The organism is Stenotrophomonas sp. STEN063 (assembly GCF_056854515.1).
In genome coordinates this window covers 15,512-35,704 of record NZ_JBXFWF010000053.1, presented here as the reverse complement: position 1 = coordinate 35,704, position 20,193 = coordinate 15,512, and the positions used below count along the sequence as shown (strand labels likewise).

General features: G+C 63.1%; 12 protein-coding genes and 1 pseudogene. 9 read left to right on the top strand and 4 right to left on the bottom strand.

Translation table 11 applies throughout. The annotated features are described in order from the left end of the window. Positions 1–216: 216 nt before the first annotated feature. Entirely contained in the window at positions 217–1,230 is a 1,014-nt protein-coding gene (locus tag AC1VWL_RS14030; RefSeq protein WP_482987102.1) for a class 1 fructose-bisphosphatase, read from the bottom strand. 214 nt (positions 1,231–1,444) lie between these two features. Between AC1VWL_RS14030 and AC1VWL_RS14025 the strand changes: the two are divergent. After that, a pseudogene (locus tag AC1VWL_RS14025) lies at positions 1,445–2,603 on the top strand (MgtC/SapB family protein). Then, on the top strand, positions 2,603–2,731 hold the full coding sequence (locus AC1VWL_RS14020) for a hypothetical protein (protein WP_482987101.1): 129 nt from the start codon (positions 2,603–2,605) through the stop codon (positions 2,729–2,731). The pseudogene AC1VWL_RS14025 and the gene AC1VWL_RS14020 overlap by 1 nt, the downstream one beginning before the upstream one ends. Positions 2,732–3,027: 296 nt before the next feature. Here the strand turns inward: AC1VWL_RS14020 and AC1VWL_RS14015 are convergent, their stop codons facing one another. After that, entirely contained in the window at positions 3,028–4,230 is a 1,203-nt protein-coding gene (locus AC1VWL_RS14015; protein WP_482987100.1) for an amino acid aminotransferase, read from the bottom strand. 175 nt (positions 4,231–4,405) lie between these two features. Between AC1VWL_RS14015 and AC1VWL_RS14010 the strand changes: the two genes are divergently transcribed. Both AC1VWL_RS14010 and AC1VWL_RS14005 read left to right on the top strand, forming a co-directional pair. Next, positions 4,406–6,526 (top strand): TonB-dependent receptor family protein, encoded by a 2,121-nt coding sequence (locus AC1VWL_RS14010; protein WP_482987099.1) that lies wholly within the window; start codon positions 4,406–4,408, stop codon positions 6,524–6,526. A 270-nt stretch (positions 6,527–6,796) separates the two neighbouring features. Beyond that, positions 6,797–7,120 carry a hypothetical protein gene (locus AC1VWL_RS14005; RefSeq protein ID WP_296247419.1) on the top strand — a complete coding sequence of 108 codons (324 nt, stop codon included), beginning with the start codon at positions 6,797–6,799 and terminating at the stop codon, positions 7,118–7,120. Positions 7,121–7,483: 363 nt separating this feature from the next. Here the strand turns inward: AC1VWL_RS14005 and adhP are convergent, their stop codons facing one another. Then, on the bottom strand, positions 7,484–8,512 hold the full coding sequence (gene adhP / locus AC1VWL_RS14000; RefSeq protein ID WP_481544822.1) for an alcohol dehydrogenase AdhP: 1,029 nt from the start codon (positions 8,510–8,512) through the stop codon (positions 7,484–7,486). Positions 8,513–8,621: 109 nt separating this feature from the next. Next, positions 8,622–10,151: an aldehyde dehydrogenase gene (gene adh, locus AC1VWL_RS13995; RefSeq protein ID WP_482987098.1), complete on the bottom strand. Its 1,530-nt coding sequence runs from the start codon at positions 10,149–10,151 to the stop codon at positions 8,622–8,624. Positions 10,152–10,394: 243 nt separating this feature from the next. Between adh and AC1VWL_RS13990 the strand changes: the two genes are divergently transcribed. The 5 genes from AC1VWL_RS13990 to AC1VWL_RS13970 all read left to right on the top strand — a co-directional run bounded on the left by AC1VWL_RS13990 (position 10,395) and on the right by AC1VWL_RS13970 (position 20,068). After that, the gene (locus AC1VWL_RS13990; RefSeq protein ID WP_482987097.1) at positions 10,395–12,254 is read left to right on the top strand and encodes a sigma-54-dependent Fis family transcriptional regulator; all 1,860 of its coding nucleotides are present in this window, start codon (positions 10,395–10,397) and stop codon (positions 12,252–12,254) included. 690 nt (positions 12,255–12,944) lie between these two features. Continuing rightward, positions 12,945–15,686 (top strand): type VI secretion system Vgr family protein, encoded by a 2,742-nt coding sequence (locus tag AC1VWL_RS13985; protein WP_482987096.1) that lies wholly within the window; start codon positions 12,945–12,947, stop codon positions 15,684–15,686. A gap of 2 nt (positions 15,687–15,688) precedes the next feature. Continuing rightward, a complete protein-coding gene (locus AC1VWL_RS13980) occupies positions 15,689–16,534 on the top strand; it encodes a DUF4123 domain-containing protein (protein ID WP_482987095.1) in 846 nt (281 codons plus the stop codon). A gap of 25 nt (positions 16,535–16,559) precedes the next feature. Then, positions 16,560–19,121: a T6SS effector BTH_I2691 family protein gene (locus tag AC1VWL_RS13975; protein ID WP_482987094.1), complete on the top strand. Its 2,562-nt coding sequence runs from the start codon at positions 16,560–16,562 to the stop codon at positions 19,119–19,121. Further along, positions 19,121–20,068: a DUF6708 domain-containing protein gene (locus tag AC1VWL_RS13970; protein ID WP_482987093.1), complete on the top strand. Its 948-nt coding sequence runs from the start codon at positions 19,121–19,123 to the stop codon at positions 20,066–20,068. Before AC1VWL_RS13975 ends, AC1VWL_RS13970 begins: the two co-directional genes overlap by 1 nt. Positions 20,069–20,193 lie beyond the last annotated feature (125 nt).

Sequence of the window (20,193 nt, the reverse complement as noted above, 5' to 3'; positions counted from 1 at the left end):
GGCGCGGGGCGGGCTGCCGTCCCCCCGCCCCCCGCGCCGCGCGCGCCGCCCGCCGGGGGCGGGGCGCCCCCCCCCCCCCCCCCCCCCCCCCCCCCCCCCCCCCACTACAGGAGGGTTATCGGTAGTGCCTCTTTCCCGATATGGCTTGAAAGGCCGCAAAAGCCACCCCTCCCCAGCCCTCCCCTTGGCCTGCGGCCAAAGGGAGGGAGCAGACGGTCAGCCCTGCAGGTCGTGCTCGCGGTGGTAGCGGGTGGCTTCGGCCACTTCGTTCTTCGAGCCGAGGAACACCGGCACGCGCTGGTGCAGCTGGGTCGGGCCGATGTCGAGGATGCGCTCGCGGCCATTGGTGGCGGCGCCGCCGGCCTGCTCCACCAGCAGCGACATCGGGTTGGCTTCGTACATCAGGCGCAGCTTGCCGGCCTTGGACGGGTCCTTCTTGTCCCATGGGTAGATGAAGATGCCACCGCGGGTCAGGATGCGGTGCACGTCGGCCACCATCGAGGCGATCCAGCGCATGTTGAAGTCCTTGCCGCGCACGCCGTCCTTGCCGGCCAGCAGGTCAGCCACATAGCCCTGCATTGGCGCTTCCCAGTGGCGCTGGTTGGACATGTTGATGGCGAATTCCTTGGTGTCGGTTGGCACCTGCATGCCGCGCTGGGTCAGCACGAACTCGCCGGTTTCGCGGTCCAGGGTGAAGGCGTGGGTGCCATGGCCGACGGTCAGGACCAGCATGGTGCTGGGCCCGTAGATGCAGTAACCAGCCGCGACCTGCTGGGTGCCCGGCTGCAGGAAGTGCTCGTCGCCCGGCTTATCCACACCCTTTGGGGAGCGCAGCACTGAGAAGATGGTGCCGACCGAGACGTTCACATCGATGTTGGAGCTGCCATCCAGCGGATCGAACAGCAGCAGGAAGTCGCCCAGCGGGTACTCCGACGGCACCGGCTGGCTGTGGTCCATTTCCTCGGAAGCGCAGGCGGCCAGGTGGCCACCCCAGGCATTGGCTTCGAGCAGGATCTCGTTGGAGATCACGTCCAGCTTCTTCTGCGCCTCACCCTGCACGTTGCCGGTGCCGGCATCGCCAAGCACGCCGCCCAGGGCGCCCTTGCTGACAGCGATCGAGATGCTGGTGCAGGCACGGGCAACCACGGCCACCAGCTGGCGCAGGTCGGCGTTGATGCGCTTGGCATGCTGTTCTTCGATCAGGAAACGGGTCAGCGACGTACGGGACATGGACGGCAACTACCTTCAGACGAAAGGGGCGCTATTGTCGCGGCTGGCTCCACTTTTAGCGAGCCGCAGCCAGATTTTGTCTTCCTGTGGACAAATCTGGACAGCGCCAGCCGACCAGAGCGGCGTGCACTGGTTCCGGCGATGAAAAGCCCGCCATGGCGGGCGCATCGGGGTTATCCACAAACGTTTGGGGATAACTCCAGATTGGAATGAGATGTGGATAAGTCCGTGGGTATTGGTTTTATCCACAGGCCTCGTACCATTCAGGGCCTTGCTGGAGAACACGATGGATTGGAACCAGGCCACACATGGTTTGCTGACCGCCCTGGGCATCGGCCTGCTGATCGGCGCGGTACGCGAGCGTCAGCACGGCGGGCGCAAGAGCCTGCAGGCCGGGGTTCGCACGCATGCGCTGTCGGCCTTGTTGGGTGCGGCAGCGCTGATGCTCGGTCAGGCGGTATTCGTGGTCGCACTGCTGGCGGTGGCGGCGCTGGCCTGGACCAGCTATCGCGTCACCTCGCGTGAAGATCCGGGCCTGACTGGCGAGATCGCCCTGTTGATAACTGTGTTGCTGGGTGGGCTGGGCATGCAGCAGCAGGCGCTGGCCGCCGCGCTGGGTGTGGTGGTGGCGATCCTGCTGTGGGCCAAGGCGCCATTGGCGCGGCTGAGCGGGGAAGTGATCAGCGATCAGGAGGTGCGTGATGCCCTGTTGCTGGCCGCCTGTGCGCTGGTGGTGCTGCCGATGCTGCCGGACAGTGCGGTCGATCCCTGGGGCGTGCTGGTGCCGTCCAAGCTGTGGCAGATCGTGGTGCTGGTGATGGGGGTGGGCATGCTCGGCCATATCGCGCTGCGGGCGGTGGGCGCGCGCTGGGGTCTGCCTGTAGCCGGGTTCTTTTCTGGCTTTGCTTCCTCGACTGCGGCTGTGGCCGGGTTTGGCCGCAGCAGCCGCGCCGGCCTTGGTGATGCCGTCGGTGGCGGCCGCGCTGTTGGCGAATCTCGCTTCGTTGCTGTTGTTTGCTGCCGTTATCGGTACGAGTTCTGCGACGTTGTTGAAGGCCACGGCTTGGCCATTGGCGGCAGCGTGCCTGGTTCTGTTGTTGTGCTCGGTGCTGGGGCTGCGCCATGTGGCCGATGAAGCGGTGCCGCAGGGGCCGGCCAGCAAGGCCTTCCAGCTGAAACATGCCCTGCTGATCGCACTGGTGATTGCGGTGGTGCTGCTGTTGTCCGAAGGGTTGCGGCAGTTGTTCGGACAGGCCGGTGCCTTGGCTGGGGCGACGATTGCCGCCTTGGGTGAACTGCACGCGGCGGCGGCGAGTATTGCCGGGCTTACGGCTTCTGGTGGCCTGGAGTTGGCGCAGGCGCGCTGGGGGTAGTGGCGCTGTTGGCCTCGGCGTCATTGGCCAAGTCGGTGCTCGCGTTCGCCAGTGGTGGTGGGCGCTATGGCGCTGGCGTGGCGATTGGGCTGGGGGCGATGGTGGTGACCTGGGTGGTGCCGGGGTAGCTGCGGGATATCCACAGGGGCTTGTGGATAAGGCTTTGGAAAAGCAGGAGCTGGAGCAATGGCCCCCCTCCCCAGCCCTCCCCTGCGCTTTGCGCAAGGGAGGGGGCTAAGCTGCAGTTCGCGACATGGTGAGGGCTGCAGCTCAGCCTCCTGCCTTTGCCGCAGGCAAGGGGAGGGTTGGGGAGGGGTGCTTTAAAGCTCCAAAGCCTTTATTCCACAACCTTATCCACAACCCTCAAGCCACAAAAAAGCCCGGGTTTCCCCGGGCTTTTCATCACATCAGCAGCAACGCTGCATCAGCCGCGGCTGACTTCGTAGACCGCCTTGGCCACGTAGTCCAGGTTGTTCTGGCTCAGCGCGGCAACGCAGATGCGGCCGGTGCCGACGGCGTAGATGCCGTAGTCGTCACGCAGCTTGTCTACCTGCGCCTTGCTCAGGCCCGAGTAGGAGAACATGCCGGCCTGCTGCTGGATGAAGCCGAACTCCGGCGCGCCCAGGGCGGCCAGCTTCTGCACCATGCCGGCACGCAGGGCGTGGATGCGCTCGCGCATTTCGGTCAGCTCGGCTTCCCACACGCCACGCAGCTCGCCACTGTTCAGCACGCCGGCGACAAGCGCGGCGCCGTGGGTGGACGGGCTGGAGTAGATGGTGCGGATGATGCGCTTGACCTGCGACTGCACGGCCTTGGTCGAGGTCGCGTCCGGGCCCACCACCGACAACGCACCGACGCGCTCGCCGTACAGCGAGAACGACTTGGAGTACGAGTTGGCGACGATGAAGCTGTCGATGCCGGCATCGGCGACGATGCGCACGGCCTGGCCGTCCTGGGTGATGCCCTTGTCGAAGCCCTGGTAGGCCATGTCGATGAAGGGGAACAGCTGGCGGTCCTTCATCAACGCGGCAACCTGCTTCCACTGCTCGGTGCTCAGGTCGGCGCCGGTCGGGTTGTGGCAGCAGGCGTGCAGCAGCACCACGGTGCCCGGCTGCAGCTTCTGCAGGTCGGCCAGCATGCCGGCGAAGTCCAGGCCGTGCGCGGCGTTGTCGTAATAGGTGTAATCGACCACGTCGAAACCAGCGGCACCGAACACGGCGCGGTGGTTTTCCCAGCTCGGGTTGCTGATGGCGATGGTGGCGTGCGGCAGCAGGCGCTTCAGCAGGTCGGCGCCGACGCGCAGCGCACCGCTGCCGCCAACGGTCTGCGAGGTCGCGACGCGGCCGGCGGCCAGCAGGTCCGACGCTTCGCCGAACACCAGCTTCTGGGTGGCCTGGGTGTAGGCCGGCAGGCCGTCGATGGGCAGGTAACCGCGCGGTTTGGCCTCGGCGGCCAGCGTCTGCTCGATCTGCTTGACGGCGCGCAGCAGTGGAATACGGCCGCTCTCGTCGTAGTAGATGCCCACGCCAAGATTGACCTTGGTGGTGCGGCTGTCAGCGTTGTAAGCCTCGGTCAGACCCAGAATCGGGTCACCAGGAACCTGTTCGACGTTTGCAAAGAAGGACACGGCGATACTCGTATCAGTGGCAGGGAGTGGGGGTATTCGGCGCGGGATGCAGCAAAAACGCGCTCAGAACCGCATCATCGTAACAGGGCTGGAGCCCCGTGGCCGTAGGGTTTCAGCTGGAACTTCAGCGCGCGGGGCAATGACGCCGCTTCCGAAGATCGGGGATGATGGCCGGATGCGTACTTGTAATCGTTTTTTCGCGTTTTCCGGGCTGATGCTGGCATTGCCGGCGCTGGCCGATGAGTTGCCCACCGCAACGCTGGATCGGGTGCATGTCCAGGCGGCCAAGGTCCACGCGGTGGACGATTTCGACCTGCCCGCCGCCAGCACCACGTTGGCGCTGGACGCCGACGGCAATGGCCGTGGCGCGCAGGTATCCGAAGTGCTGGGCGCCGTGCCCGGGCTGCTGGCACGTGATCGGCAGAACTACGCACAGGACACCCAGCTTTCGCTGCGTGGCTTTGGCGCGCGCTCCACCTTCGGCGTGCGTGGTGTGCGGCTGCTGGTCGACGGGGTGCCGGCGACCATGCCCGATGGCCAGGGCCAGCTCTCCCACTTCAACGTGTTCGGCGCCGACCGGGTGGAGGTGCTGCGCGGGCCGTTCTCGGCGCTGTACGGCAATTCCTCCGGCGGCGTGCTGCAGCTGTGGAGCGCGGACGGGCAGGACGGCGATCCGTGGCGGCTGCGCAGCAGCCTTGGCAGCAACAACACCTCCAGCACCGGCGTGCAGCTCAAGGGTCTGGCCGGGGCCATGCACTACAACGTGGCGGCCAACCATTTCCGTACCGACGGCTGGCGCGCGCACAGTGCGGCCCGGCGCGAATCGGTGAATGCACGGCTGGGCTTCGATCTGGCGGCAGGCCAGCGGCTGGAGCTGCTGTTCAACGGCTTCGATGCGCCACATGCACAGGACCCGCTGGGGCTGAGCCGGGAGCAGGTGCGCGAGAACCCGCGTCAGGCCACCGCCGTCGCCACCCAGTACAACACCCGCAAGTCGGTGCGGCAGACCCAGCTGGGCGCGGTCTACAGCGTCGAGCGTGATCAACAGGCCTGGCGGCTGATGGGCTATGCGGGGCAGCGTGCGGTGGAGCAGTTCCTGGCGATCCCGCCGGGGCCGCAGAACAGTCCCCTGCATTCGGGTGGGGTGATTGATCTGGACAGCGATTACGGCGGCGTGGACGCGCGCTGGGCCTGGCACGGGCAGCTCGCCGGCAAGCCGCTGGAGCTGGTGATTGGTGCAAACGCAGACCGCCAGCAGCAGCACCGCACCGGCTACGAGAACTTCATTGGTAGCACCCTGGGCATAAAGGGCAGGCTGCGCCGTGACCAGAACGACCGTGTGCAGAACATCGACCAGTTCGCGCAGGCCTGGTGGCAGTTCAGCCCGCGCTGGTCGGCATTGCTGGGTGCGCGCCATAGCGAGCTGCAGTTCCGTTCGCGCGACCGCTACATCACCGCCAGCAACCCCGACGACAGCGGCCGCCGCGATTACTCGGCGACCACGCCGGTGGCGGGTCTGGTGTTCCGTGCCAGCGATGGTCTGCGTTTCTACGCTTCGGCCGGGCGTGGTTTTGAAACGCCGACCTTCAACGAGCTGGGCTATCGCGCTGACGGCGGTGCGGGTCTGGCGCTGGACCTGGCCGCCGGCAGCACCCGCAACTACGAGATCGGCAGCAAATGGCGCGCGCAGAGCGGTGCGCGGCTGGAGCTGGCGCTGTTCCGCGCCGACAGTGAGGACGAACTGGCGGTGGCGACCAACAGCGGTGGCCGCAGCAGCTACCGCAACATCGGCGCGACCCGGCGCCAGGGTGCGGAGCTGAGCTGGCAGCAGCCGATTGCCGCTGACCAGCAACTGCAGCTGGCCTATACTTGGCTGCAGGCCAGCGTGCGCGAGGCCTACCTGACGTGTACCGGCCTGCCCTCGCCCTGCACCCAACCCAGCAATCTGGTGGCGACGGGTACCCGGTTGCCGGGCGTGCCGCGCCAGCAGTTGTTCGCGCGCTGGCAATGGCAGCCGGGACCATGGCAGTGGGCGGCCGAAGTGGTGGCTGCCAGCGACATCGGCGTGAACGATCTGGGCAGCGCCAACGCAGCCGGTTATGGCCTGTTGAACCTGGAGATGGCGCGGCAATGGCGCACATCACGCGGGCCGCTGCGCGCCTTCGCCCGTGTGGATAACCTGCTGGGCCAGCGTTATATCGGCTCGGTGATCGTCAACGACGGCAACCAGCGCTATTACGAACCGGGCCCGGACCGCGCCTTCACCGTGGGCCTGCAGTGGCAATGGGCGCGGTGAGCGGCTTCACCGCAAGCTGAGCGCGCGCCCTTGCCCCCTCCCTTTGCCGCAGGCAAGGGGAGGGCTGGGGAGGGGTGCTTTTGCTTTTGCTTCCGCCTCTGCTTTTGCCGTCGCACCCAGCCCAACAACCATCTAAACACCCCGCTCACCCCCACCTAACGGCCCCGGGCGTAACTGTTAGCGCCCAACTGGGAGGGTTGTGCCATGTACCGCCCCGATCGCATCGAGCATCCCGCTGCGCCAACCTTGTTTGCCGCCGATCCCAAGTTGATGCGTCGTGGCCGGCTCAGGCGCAGCCAACATGCTGCCGACGAGGTGGCGCAGGATTTCGTGCAGTACAGCCTGGACGACTATGCGCGGCGCCGTCGTGGCGCGCGTGGCTGGCTGGATCTGCAGCCGGCTTATGCGTTCGCGCTGGCCACACATGCGGCGGACTGGCCACGTGGCAGCGGTGATACCGACGTCGAGCTGGCCGAGCATTGGGAACAGGCACGCGGCGGCTCGCGGCTGCGCTGGGAACAGGTACGGGATCTGGTCGAAGACGCATGGCTGGCGCTGGACCGCATGCCGGTGGCAGCGGTGCACGTACGCTAGTCGAAACGTGGGGAAGCTTTTGTAGGAACGGCGTCAGCCGCGAAGCTGGCAATGCTTGGCTACCGATGGGTATGTAATCTGGAGGTGCATGAGCTCTTGCGGCTTCGCCGCACCCTCTCCTGCCTTCGGCACTCCTGCTTTTTGTAGGAGCGGCGTAAGCCGCGAAGCTAGCAATGCCTCGCTACCGACTGGTATGCAACCTGACTGTGCGTGAGCCTAGCGGCTTCGCCGCTTCCCCTCTCCTGCCTTCGGCATCCTCTCCCGCAAGGGGAGAGGAGGAAAGCCACAGCCAAAGCCAAAACCCTCAAAAGCAATCCAGCCAGCACACCCCGGGGGAGGTACGGATGTGCTGGCCGGTTGCGATCAGGCGTTGAAGTCCAACACCACGCGGCCTTCAATCGCACCTGCATGCATGCGCTTGAACACGTCGTTGATGTTCTCCAGCTTGTCGGTGCTCACCGTCGCGGCGACCTTGCCGTCGGCAGCGAACTGCAGCGACTCCTGCAGGTCCAGGCGGGTGCCGACGATGGAGCCACGTACGGTGATGCCGTTGAGCACCATGCCGAAGATGTCCAGCGGGAAGTCACCCGGTGGCAGGCCGTTCAAGGACACCGTGCCGCCACGCCGCACCATGCCCAACGCCTGCTCGAAGGCCTTGGGCGATACCGCCGTCACCAGCGCGCCATGCGCACCGCCGATTTCCTTCTTCAGGAAGGCCGCCGGGTCGGTGTTGCGGGCATTGACGGTGATGCTGGCACCCAGGCGCTTGGCCAGCGCCAGCTTGCTGTCGTCGATATCCACCGCGGCCACGTTCAAGCCCATCGCCTTGGCGTACTGCACCGCCATGTGGCCGAGGCCGCCGATACCTGAGATCGCCACCCAGTCACCGGGCTTGGTGTCGGTGACCTTCAAGCCCTTGTAGACGGTGACGCCCGCGCACAGGATCGGTGCGATCTCGACGAAGCCCACTTCCTTGGGCAGCAGGCCGACGTAGTTGGCGTTGGCCAGCGCGTACTCGGCGAAGCCGCCGTTCACCGAATAGCCGCTGTTCTGCTGCGCTTCGCACAGGGTTTCCCAGCCGCCCAGACAGTGCTCACAGTATCCACAGGCCGAATACAGCCACGGAATGCCGACGCGGTCGCCCTCCTTGATGTGGGTGACGCCTGCGCCCACCGCGACCACGTGGCCGACCCCTTCGTGGCCGGGAATGAACGGGGGATTGGGCTTCACCGGCCAGTCGCCTTCGGCGGCGTGCAGGTCGGTGTGGCAGACGCCACAGGCCTCGATCTTGACCAGGATGTCGCCTGCTGCCGGACGCGGCACGGTTACTTCTTCAATCACCAGCGGCTTGCCGAATTCGCGGACCACGGCCGCCTTCATCGTCTTGTCCATCAATCGATCTCCTTTGCGGGGGATAAGTCCAGCTTGACGCCAAGCCTGGACTGGCGCCTTGATCCAGATCACGCCCGGCCAGTGCCGACCGGGCGGATCCGGGCTTGGTTCAGAAGAAGCCCAGCTTTTTCGGCGAATAGCTGACCAGCAGGTTCTTGGTCTGCTGGTAGTGGTCGAGCATCATCTTGTGGTTCTCGCGGCCGATGCCCGACTGCTTGTAGCCACCGAACGCGGCATGTGCCGGATAGGCGTGGTAGCAGTTGGTCCACACCCGCCCTGCCTGTATCGCACGGCCCATGCGGTACAGGCGTGAAGCGTCGCGGCTCCACAGGCCGGCGCCGAGGCCGTACAGCGTGTCATTGGCGATCTGCAAGGCTTCCTCTTCAGTCTTGAAGGTAGTCACTGACGCCACCGGCCCGAAGATCTCTTCCTGGAACACGCGCATCTTGTTGTGGCCCTTGAACACCGTCGGCTTCACATAGAAGCCATCGGCCAGATCGCCACCGAGCTGGTTCTGCTCGCCACCGATCAGCACTTCGGCGCCCTCGGCCTTGCCGATCTCGATATAGGACAGGATCTTCTGCAACTGCTCCTGCGAAGCCTGCGCACCGACCATGGTGTTGGGGTCCAGCGGATTGCCCTGCTTGATCGCCGCCACCCGCGCCAAGGCGCGTTCGATGAACTTCTCGTAGATCGATTCCTGGATCAGCACCCGAGACGGACAGGTGCAGACTTCGCCCTGGTTGAAGGCAAACATCACGAAACCTTCCACCGCCTTGTCGAGGAAATCATCGTCCTCGGCCATCACGTCGGCGAAGAAGATGTTCGGCGACTTGCCGCCCAGCTCCAGCGTCACCGGGATCAGGTTCTGGCTGGCGTACTGCATGATCAACCGGCCGGTGCTGGTCTCGCCGGTGAAGGCGATCTTGGAGATGCGCGGGCTGCTGGCCAGCGGCTTGCCCGCTTCCAGGCCGAAGCCGTTGACGATGTTGAGCACGCCCGGCGGCAGCAGGTCGCCGATCACTTCCATCAACACAAGGATCGAGGCCGGGGTCTGCTCGGCTGGCTTCAGCACCACGCAGTTGCCGGCGGCCAGTGCCGGTGCCAGCTTCCACGCCGCCATCAGCAGCGGGAAGTTCCACGGGATGATCTGCCCGACCACGCCCAGCGGCTCGTGGAAGTGATAGGCCACGGTGTCGTTGTCGATCTGCGACAGGCTGCCTTCCTGCGCACGCAAGGCACCTGCGAAGTAGCGGAAATGGTCGGCCATCAACGGCACGTCGGCGTTGAGCGTCTCGCGGATCGGCTTGCCGTTGTCCCAGGTTTCGGCGTGGGCGATCAGCTCGAGGTTTTCCTCGATGCGGTCGGCGATGCGGTTGAGGATGTTGGCGCGCTCGGTGGTCGAACGCTTGCCCCAGGCGTCCTTGGCGGCGTGGGCGGCATCCAGCGCCAGCTCCACGTCCTCGGCGTTGGAACGTGCCACCTGGGTGAACACCTTGCCGGTGACCGGCGTGGTGTTGTCGAAATACTGGCCACTGCGCGGGGCCACCCATTCACCGCCGATGTAGTTGCCGTAGCGGGCTTTGAACAGGGACTGTGGGTCGGTGGCATGCGGTTTGGCGGACAGGACTGCGTTCATCTGTGGAATCTCCGGTTCAGCGGTGTGTGGGCCGCGTGTGTGGCGGTGGCTACAACAGGCGCAAGAGCGATGCCAAGTTCCGCCTGTTGCGTTGCGGCACGATGAAACGCCATTGACTGCGGAGGTGTGGCGGCAGATTTGCTGCACTGCGAAATCGCAGGTGATTGCAGCGCCCGCTCCGGTGTGGTGTTAATCGGAACAGTGGTTTGAACAGCTGTCGCAAAATGCGACACAGGAGCGCTCATGGCACTGGCACTGCAGCATCGCGTGGGCAACGCCCGCCGCTCGTTCTTCGAGCGCGGCACCACGCCCGTGGGCACCGTGCCCGACACCATCCTGCAGTCGTGGCGGCGCTGCCAGCGCAGCGGCCTGCTGGTGGATGCCGAACCTGCGCTGGAGCCCCTGCCCGGCCACAACCTGCGTGAACTGCGCGAGCGCCACGAACGCTTGTGGCGGCTGGCGCGCGCTGAGCTGGATGGGCTGGCCGCACACACCGCCAGCACCGGCAGCATCGTGCTGCTGACCGACGAGAGCGGCTGGATTCTCAATGCCGAGGGCAGCGCCGGCTTCCTCGACAAGGCCGGCCGCGTGGCCTTGATGCCGGGTGTGTGCTGGAGCGAATCGGCGGTGGGCACCAATGCCATCGGCACCGCGATCGTGGAAGGCCGCGCGGTGGAAGTCCGCGGCGGCGAACACTTCTACGCCCCGCACGGCATCCTCAGCTGCTCGGCCATGCCGATCCACGATCCGCATGGGCAATTGGCCGGCGTTCTCGACATCAGCGGCCCAGCCAGCGTGCAGCAGATGCACGCGATGGGCCTGGCACGGCTGGCTGCCAATCGCATCGAGCACCGCTTCTTCGAAAACGGTATTGGCGACTGCGAACTATTACGCCTGCACCACGATCGCACCTTGCTGGGCACCGCAGGCGAAGCCCTGCTCGGCTTCCGCAATGGCCGCCTGGTCGCAGCCAATGGCGTCGGCCTGCATCTGTTTGGCCTGGAGCGCGGTGATATCGGCCGCGCATCGTATGAGGCCTTGTTCGAGATGCCGCTGTCGCGGATGCGCGATGAAGGCATGTTGCAGGATCGCAGTGGTCGCGTGCTGCATGGTCAGTTGGATACACCAGCATCGGCAGTCCGTACGCGGACGACCAGCGTCGCGTCACCGCTGGCGCGACCGATGCCAAGCACGGTCGCCGCGCCCGCCGTGGTATTCGATGCAGGCCAGCGCGAACAGCTGTTGCGTGCCGGCCGCGTGCTGGAAGCGGGCTTGCCGGTGTTGCTGCAGGGCGAAACCGGCACCGGCAAGGAAGTGGCGGCGCGCGCGCTGCATGCGCAAGGCAGTCGCAGCGGCAAACCCTTCGTTGCGGTGAACTGTGCAGCCCTGCCGGAAGGACTGATCGAATCGGAATTGTTTGGATACGAGGAAGGTGCCTTCACCGGCGCACGTCGACAAGGCAGCCAGGGCCTGCTGCGGCAGGCGCAGGGTGGCGTGTTGTTCCTCGATGAAATCGGCGACATGCCGCTGGCACTGCAGCCGCGCCTGCTGCGCGTGCTGCAGGACCGCGAGCTGTCACCGCTGGGGGGAGGCAAGCCGGTCAAGTTGGATTTCATGCTGATCTGCGCCACCCACTGCGACCTGCAGCAGGCGATGGACGAAGGTCGTTTCCGTTCGGATCTGTACTACCGCATCGCCGATCACGTGATGCGGCTGTCGCCGCTGCGCGACGCACAGGACCGCGCGCAGCTGCTGCAGGCGATGTGGCAGCCCTTGGCGCAGGGGCGAGTGCTGAGTGTGGAGGCGGAGCGTGCGCTGGTCGCGTACGACTGGCCGGGCAATCTGCGCCAACTTGCGGCCTGCCTGCGCACCCTGGTGGCGTTGACCGAGCCGGGTGCGGTGATTGATCGGGAACTGCTGCCGGAGTATCTGCATCAGGCGGCGCGTCGTGTTGCTGCTGCGCCGGTGGTGGATGGCAGCCTGCAGGAGCTGGCGTTGGATGTGATGCGGCAGACCTTGGCGGCCTGCGATGGGAATGTGAGTCTGGCGGCGAAAAGGTTGGGGGTTAACCGCAGCACCTTGTATCGGCGGTTGAAGCTTTAGAGCTGAGCAACAGCAACAGCAACAGCAACAGCAACAGCAACAGCAACAGCAACAGCACCCCTCCCCGGCCCGCCCCAGCGCGTTGGGGAAGGGTCGGGGGGGGGCGCGCCGGCGGCCGCCTACAGCGCAATAGCAGCTTCAGCCCCCTCCCTTTGCCGAAGGCAAGGGGAGGGTTGGGGAGGGGTAAGCTTTTGATCTTGATTCAATCCCCAATCCCCAATCCCCAATCCCCAATCCCAGCATCAACCCGGCACCACCGCCGCAGCCCGCGCCAATGCCTCGATCCCCGCCCAATCGCGCGCCTGTAAAATTTCACGTGGTCAACCACGAGCCACCCACGCACAGCACATTTGGCAGACTGGAATCGCCCGGCTGACCTTCATTCGGCCGGCAACATGACCGTGCCGGAAAATGCCAATAGAGGCTTTCTTCCTGGCGTGCAGCGCTTATCAGGGCCGTGATAAGCCATCACTGCACCGCAGGTTTCCCTACAGAATTTTGAGATTGTTCCTGTTTTAGCTGCGCACCATGCTTGGGATGATCAATGGCTGCAACGGACCTGGAACAGATTGGCCATCATCGATTGGAAATAGGCGCCATGAAGCGCGGTAACTAAGCGCGCCGCGTAGATGTGAGCAGACCATCCAGGCCTGCCGGAGCGTCCTCTTCGCATGAAGGCAAATAACTACCATGGATTTGGTAAAGAACGTATTGGCGTCCCTGGCCGGGCCCGCACAGACACAGCGCTTCCTGCAGCTGCATACCGCGCTTGGCAGCGAAGTATTGATCGCGGAAACTCTGGATGGCGTCGAGCAGATCGACGGCATCGGCTTTCAATGGACGATCACCGCGCTATCTGTTGATGCGGGTCTGCAACTGCAACCATTGATCGGCAAACCGGCGCTGCTTCAGCTTCAGCAGGCTGATGGAAGCCATCGCCCCCTGCACGGACGCATCACCGCCGCCGAACGGATTGGCAGTAATGGCGGCCTGGCCCGTTACCGCCTGGGGCTGCAGCCATGGCTGGCATTTCTGTCGCAGCGCGTGGACAGCTATGTATTCCACGACAAGACCGTGGTTGAGATCATCGAAGACATCTTCGCCGACTACGGAACATTGGCGCCGGAGTGGCGCTGGGTGCTGACCGATGCCAGTCAATATGCCAAGCGCAGCCTGACCACGCAGTATCAGGAGAGCGACCTTACGTTCGTGCAGCGCCTGCTGGCCGAAGAAGGCATCTTCTATTGGTTTGAGCATGAGGGCGATGTCGAGGCATCAGCATTCGGCAAACACGCCTTGGTGCTCGCCGACCACAGCCACGACGTCACCGACCTGGGCAGCGTACGTTTCCATCGCAGGGATGAGAGCGAGCGCAGCGACACCATCCAGCGTTGGCAGGAAGGCCGCAGGTGGTGCACCGCGAAAGTGGAACGCGCCACCTGGGACTATCGAAGCCTGGAGCGCCGCCAAGCCAGTGCGCAGGCGGAGCAGGGGGCGGATCTGGGCATTGTTGACCATGACACCAGTGGGCCTTATGGCTGGCAGGACAATGCGCGCGGGCAACGCCGCGCACAGCAGCACCTGGATGCATTGCGGGTGCGTTCACACCTGATAGAAGGAATTGGCCAGTGGCGCGCCCTGGCGCCTGGCGCACGGCTGGCGCTGACGCAGCATCCGCAAGTGGCTGATGATGCGGCGTTCCTGTGCATCTCGGTGCATCACCAGGCCCGAAATAATCTGGATGCCGACGTCTTCGATGCGCTGGAACAGACGCTGGGCCCAATCAATCAGCGGGTGATGGCGCTACCCAGCGCATTGGCCGGCATCGCCCATGGTGCTGAACGCAATGACATCGACACGGGGTTCTACGACAACCAGTTCGCGGTGATTCCTGCCGAGGTGAGTTACCGCCCACAGACCGAGGATGGCCACGGCGTGCACCTGCATCCACGCCCCAGCATTACAGGCACCTTGAGCGCGATCGTGGTCAGCGATGGCGATCCCCTGCTTTCTGATCGCGATCATCGGGTCAAGGTGCAATTCCCGTGGCAGCGTGGCGGCAACGCCAGCAACGGCCTCGCCCACCCAGGCGGTGATGACAACGCGCCCGCGGACGGCAACGCCTGGACCTGGGTGCGCGTGATGACCCCATGGGCCGGCGACAACTGGGGCGGGGTAGTGTTGCCTCGTTGCGGTCAGGAAGTGCTGGTTGCCTTCCTGGAGGGCGATATCGATCGCCCGGTTATCGTTGGCGCGCTCTACAACGGCCGCGGTCAACAGGACGCACAGCACAATCAGTTGAACAGCGCTGGCGCCAACGCCACCGGCAATGCCGCTGCATGGTTCGAAGGCAACGACCACGCCGCCGTTTACACCGGTTTCAAGAGTCAGGCGCTGGCAGACAGCCAAAGTGGCACCGGCGGCTACCAGCAGCTGCGCTTCGACGACACGCCAGGGCAAGGCCGCGCCCAGCTGTCCACCACCCAGCACGACACCACCTTGACCTTGGGCCACCTGAAGGGCGGCAGCGACAATCTGCGCGAGGGGGAACGTGGCTTCGGTGTGGAGCTTTCAACCCAGGCACACGGTAGCCTGCGCGCAGGTCGCGGCCTGCTGGTGACGACCGAGGAAGGCACGCCGCAGATGGCAGCACCGCAGGCCATCGCACAGCTGCAGCAGGGCCATGACCTGCTAAAGAGTCTCGCTGACTCGGCGGTTGATCAAACGGCACAGCTACCCAAAGAGCCAGCCGAACTTCCCATCGATCAAACCCTGGCCGAGTTGCAGGAGCAGCTCAAAGCAACGCATAGCGGCAGCAGCGCCGGCAGCATCAATGGCGGCGATGGCGAAGCACCCGGCTGGAGTGCGCCGGTATTGCTCGGCAGCGGCGTAGCCGGCGTGATGAGTCTGACCCCGGCCGACCAAGCCTGGGTAAGCGGCACCCACACCTTGCTGAGCAGCGGCGTTGCGTTGAACTGGATGACGCAGGGCTCGCTGAGCCTGGCAGTCGCGCAAGGTCTGGTGCTGTACACGGTAGGCAGCGAAGGCAGCAAGGAAAGCCCCAACCAGGAGCGAGGGATTGCCCTGCACGCAGCACAAGGCAAGGTGAGCGCAAGGGCGCACAAGAACCAGGCCACGATCGCGGCGAAAACCAACGTCCGGATCGCCAGCACGGAAGCCGATGTCGAGATGGCGGCGCCGAGCAAGCATCTGCGGGCTACGGCGGCCGGCGCTTACATTCGGATTGAAGGCGACAACATCGAGTTGGGTGCGCCAGGGAAGATTGAGTTCAAGGCGAGCCAGAGGGATTGGGTGGGGCCGGAGGGTGTCGATCCGACGCCAATCAAGTTTGGTTCAGGTGAACTGAAGCCCTGTGGTTACGACGCATTGCAGGCTGACGTCGATGGCGCAGCACTGGTGGCGCTGGATTGAACATGGCAGAGGAAAGCGGCGTAGTACAAATGGGGCATCGGGAGTTTCTGGCTTGCGACTATGCGCTGCTGAATCCTATGCAACTGGAGAAAGCTCAATGGGCTGATCTTCCCAGTGTGGAGCTGAAGCCCGCCGGTCTGAACATGCCGGCCGGGGTACTGCCACGACTGGTGGACTTGAAAGCATTGAACGAGGATCAGCGAATTGCATTGTTGGCCCGCAGTGCAGATTGGCAGCGACTCAACAAGCAGCCCATGTTTGGCGCACTCTTGAGTACCCAACGTGATGCCGGCACCGTACAGAAGCACCTGTGTACCCAAATGGTGCTCAAGCGGGACCGAAAGTATTGGCTCAGGTTACACGATCCCCGTGTGTTCGCTTCGTTGGAAAGAGTGCTGGCGGATACCCAACTCCGGCGCTTGTTTGGGCCGATAGACGTGTGGACATGGTTTGAGCCATTCCGCGCTGAATGGAGATATTGCCGCAAGCCAGATCTACCTCGACATACCGAGCCTTTTCAGCTGAATTCCGAGCAGTGGAACGCGTTGAAACGGTCGCCACTGCTCAATCGGTGTCTGCGCAAGCTGTCGCGTTGCGATGGGGTTGCAGAGGATTATCAGGTCGTCGCACCACGGGTCGATTTCCACCTGAGCAGTGCCGCAGAGTTGGGTTTGAATGACAGAGACGACGCTTGTCTATACGCCTTGAGTATTGAAAAGCACGGATTGGATTGGTTGATGCTCCCCCGCGTTCAAGAAGCAATTGACGGCGCGCGGCGCGGTGAGCAGACCTTCGTGCGGGCGCTGGCGGATGAGGAACTGCTTCCCCTCCCCGCGTCGACGGTATGACGAACGTAACAAGGAGGTATTACCGATGAGCTTGGATAGCGCGGATCCGTCGCATGCGTGTGAGGTTTGTGCAGTGGTTGGGCTTCCCATCCTTCCGTTGCGCTACGCATTGGCGTGGGCAGGGGATGAAGTGCCCGCCAATAAGCGCGCTCCACAGCTGAGTGGGCCTTTCTCGGCAAGCGCCTACCCTTCCCTGGATGCGACAGAGGCACACTACACGCTTCGGGTGCTGCGCGGTGGCTATCTCTATACCTATGATGAGGCCCGTCGAGAGTGGTCTGCATATGAGGTATCGGAGGGCGGAATACTATTCGTCTTCGATGCAGACGAAGGACCTGGCGCGGGCGATCGTTCGGATACGGTCAAGTGCTCACGCGCCGCCTCACCTTCACTGGGACGATGCATCCAGGTCAAGGATCCTGCCAAGGCCGGAAAGCTTTGGTTGGCACATAGCGATACGCGGTGGACTGCTGCGGTGAAGGAGAAGCATGCGGATGCGGCCTACCGCGCCAGGCATATGCGGTGCATTGATGTGGGTGCATGGTTCCGCTCCGCGGGTGGCCAATCGCAGCCCCACCTGGGGGCACTGAAGGATGTATTTTCGCAGGTAAGCGAATACGCACTTGAGCCTGCGCCAACACCGTTCTTTGATTACAAATGGGAACAAAGCCAAAGTAAAACGGCGGGGGTGGAGACCCTGGGCCGGATCAACGCTGTGCCTGAGCCCGCCTTCGTGTTTCTGCCATACGAATTTTCCGCGCGTCCTCGCGATGATTTCAGGGGTTTGTTGCTGAAGACGCATCCAGATGCTCCTTTGCCGCAGCAGCCGTATGCAATGGTAGCGCTGGACGATCCGGTGGGAATCACCACTGAAGTTGCCGCGTTGATGACTGATCGGCTTGAGGGATTCATGACCGAGCCCGAGCGCGTACGTCCAATGGCGGATTCGGCTGCGATCATGCAAATGCGTGATGCAGTTGAGCACCAGGCTGTTCTGAAAGCCGCGTCGCTGATGGAGTACGACGAATACAACGAGTACGAGGCCAGGAGCAAGATTGCAGCGGGCAACTATGATACGCACGGAAGGCCAAAGCACACCGCGCAGGATCTAAAGTTGATCCGGGAGAATGCCTGGAGCAAGGCGGGTTGCGCCGAGCGCTATGACGAAGCTGCACGGCGTGCCTGGCAGGACGTGAACGATGCCGAGCTCAATGCCTTGAACGAAAAGGTGATCGCCCCTTTGGCTGCCGTGCATGTCACGTTGCTGGAGTCCGTCGCATTGGACCAGCATCTGCAATGCAACCATGATCCGCAGGACGTGCAAAGTGGTGCTGCATACGTGGCGGTAACCACCTTATGCATTGGCGATACGCAGGACAAAATTTCCCATGCCGACCTGTATGCGCGTTGGCTGGATGGCAGCCCGCAAGATAGAGGCAATCTGTTGCTGCGTGGCTTCGCACTGAATCAGGATCATCTCGCCGCCGAGATCGTCAAGGCGGTTGACGCGACCGGCAGCATAAACCTGAAAGAGCTGCCGTGGTCCTATCTCTTTGGCATCTACAACGGCGCGTTGAGTACGGCCGGTGGTGGCGCGACGGCATTGGTAGCGAGCTGGATTGAAAGGTCGTTGGGGCCGGTTGCCAGCATCTTGAGCAGGGCGGCCGATGGAGCGGTGAAACCTTACGCATTGGTTGCCTGGGGTGTGGCCGGGAATGTGCCGCTGGAGCGCGTGGAGCTGAAGGGGAAAACCTCGGGTGTCATTGTCCGCGAGGTGATGCTGGCAATGGAGAAGGCCAGCGGCAAGCGTCCGCGTTACCAAGCTGTACATGCCGAAATCCAGCGTCTGCGGGTGCTGGGACTCAATACGGTACAGACACCTTCGGATATCGCGTTCATTGGTGTACGTCAGGATGCGAGCCTTGTTTCCAGTGCGCATTACCGCGCCGACCGTAACGGCTTCATCAGCAACAAGCTGGGCAACTGGCGCTCAGTCATGGATAGCGACCTTCGCGCGGGTTTGGCGGGTTCATTGCTGTCTGCGGTTGCTTTGGGTGTGCTCTACAAAAAGGCTACCAGCAGCATGTTGCACGAACGCGAGGAGTCTTGGTTGCGTGTAGTAGCGAGTGCGACCTCGTTGGTCGGTGCTGCGACTGAAATGGTCGGAAAGAAGCTGGAACGGATCGGGAATTTGAATCCGAGATTCGCGAAGCTAACGCCAATAGGGAATAGCGTGGCCAGAATCGGTTCACGAGTAGCTGCTTTGGGAGGCGTGTTGATGGCTCTGGTGGATCTTTCAAGGGCATTCAAAGAACTAGGAAGAAAAAACTACAAAATGTTCGGAATGCATCTAGTTTCAAGCGTGGCGGGTGCTGGTTTGGCGTTTGCAATGCTCTTTTTTTCGCTGTTTTGGACGGGCATTTTCTTTGTGTTTGTCGTGCTGGTTTCGATAGCTATGATGGTTTGGGGAGACGGGACGCATCACGCTTGGTTGGACCGATGCTGGTGGGGGAAACTGAAGGCTGAGCGCTATCTGGAACAGGATGTTGAGATGCAGCAGTACCAGCTAGCGATGGGGGGATTCTGATGCATTACCAGGGAATTGTTCCGGGGAGGCCTTATCCCATCAATCGTCCTTTAAGTGACCAAGATTATTTGAAAGAGCTGGATAGGAGTGAGCGGTTCGAGGAGGTAGTGCCCTACTCAGACCTCACGGTTATAAGGGTTAATTCGACCTATATGGAATTGGTCGATAAGTACTACGGATGGAAAGGGTGGGCTGCTCTTATTATTGGGGCGATGGCGTTGATAACGTCGGGTTTCGGTTTGGCTTTTCTATTGTTGGGATACAAGTTTTTTGCAGAAGGGGAAGTTGAGGGCTTGTACTTTGGTGTTATCGCTTCGATCACCTGCTTTGTTGTAGCCGGCGTAGGCTGGTTCCTCGGTCGCTTCGAATGGGCTTACTACACCCACTATCCAATCCGCTTGAATCGAAAAGATCGAATGGTCTATGTGTTCCGCAAGGACGGTACGGTACTGAGCGTCGGTTGGGACGAACTGTTCTTTACGCTGGACCGTGATGCGGTGTGGTGGGAAATCCGTGCCCATGTGCTGGCTGAGGACGGCGCAACGGTGAAGGAAACCTTTGCACTGGGTGCGTACAGTACGCTTGATTCCCGTGAGGGAATGCGCGTGCTATACGCACATTGGGAGTTCTTCCGCCGTTACATGGAGGAAGGTCCGGCTGCTATCGCACCCTACGTGAAACAGGTCGCGCCGGTTGAGGGCAAGCGCGAGTCGTTCCGCGTCGGCTACGAGGTACTCGCATCCAATCTGCGGTCCGATAACCCGCTGCTCAGGGTTCTATACTTACTGGACTGGCCGCTTACCGCGCTCTCGTCATTGACCCGCTGGCTGGTCATGCGTAAAGGAAAGATCCCGTTCTGGCCGGCGGAGATCGAAGCGCGCAATGTGGTTGAAGCAGACGACCCGTTCTGCATCGATGCGCGAATCAACCCGCCCATTTTCCGTTGATGAGCGACAGGGAGTTGAGGGTGCTACGTCGCACCGGGCGGCTTGTGCAGAACGCTTCGCTGGGTCGCGGCCTGCGTGGGCGTGAGATGGCTGAGCGCTATTCCGATGAAGTCGGTAGCGCGCGG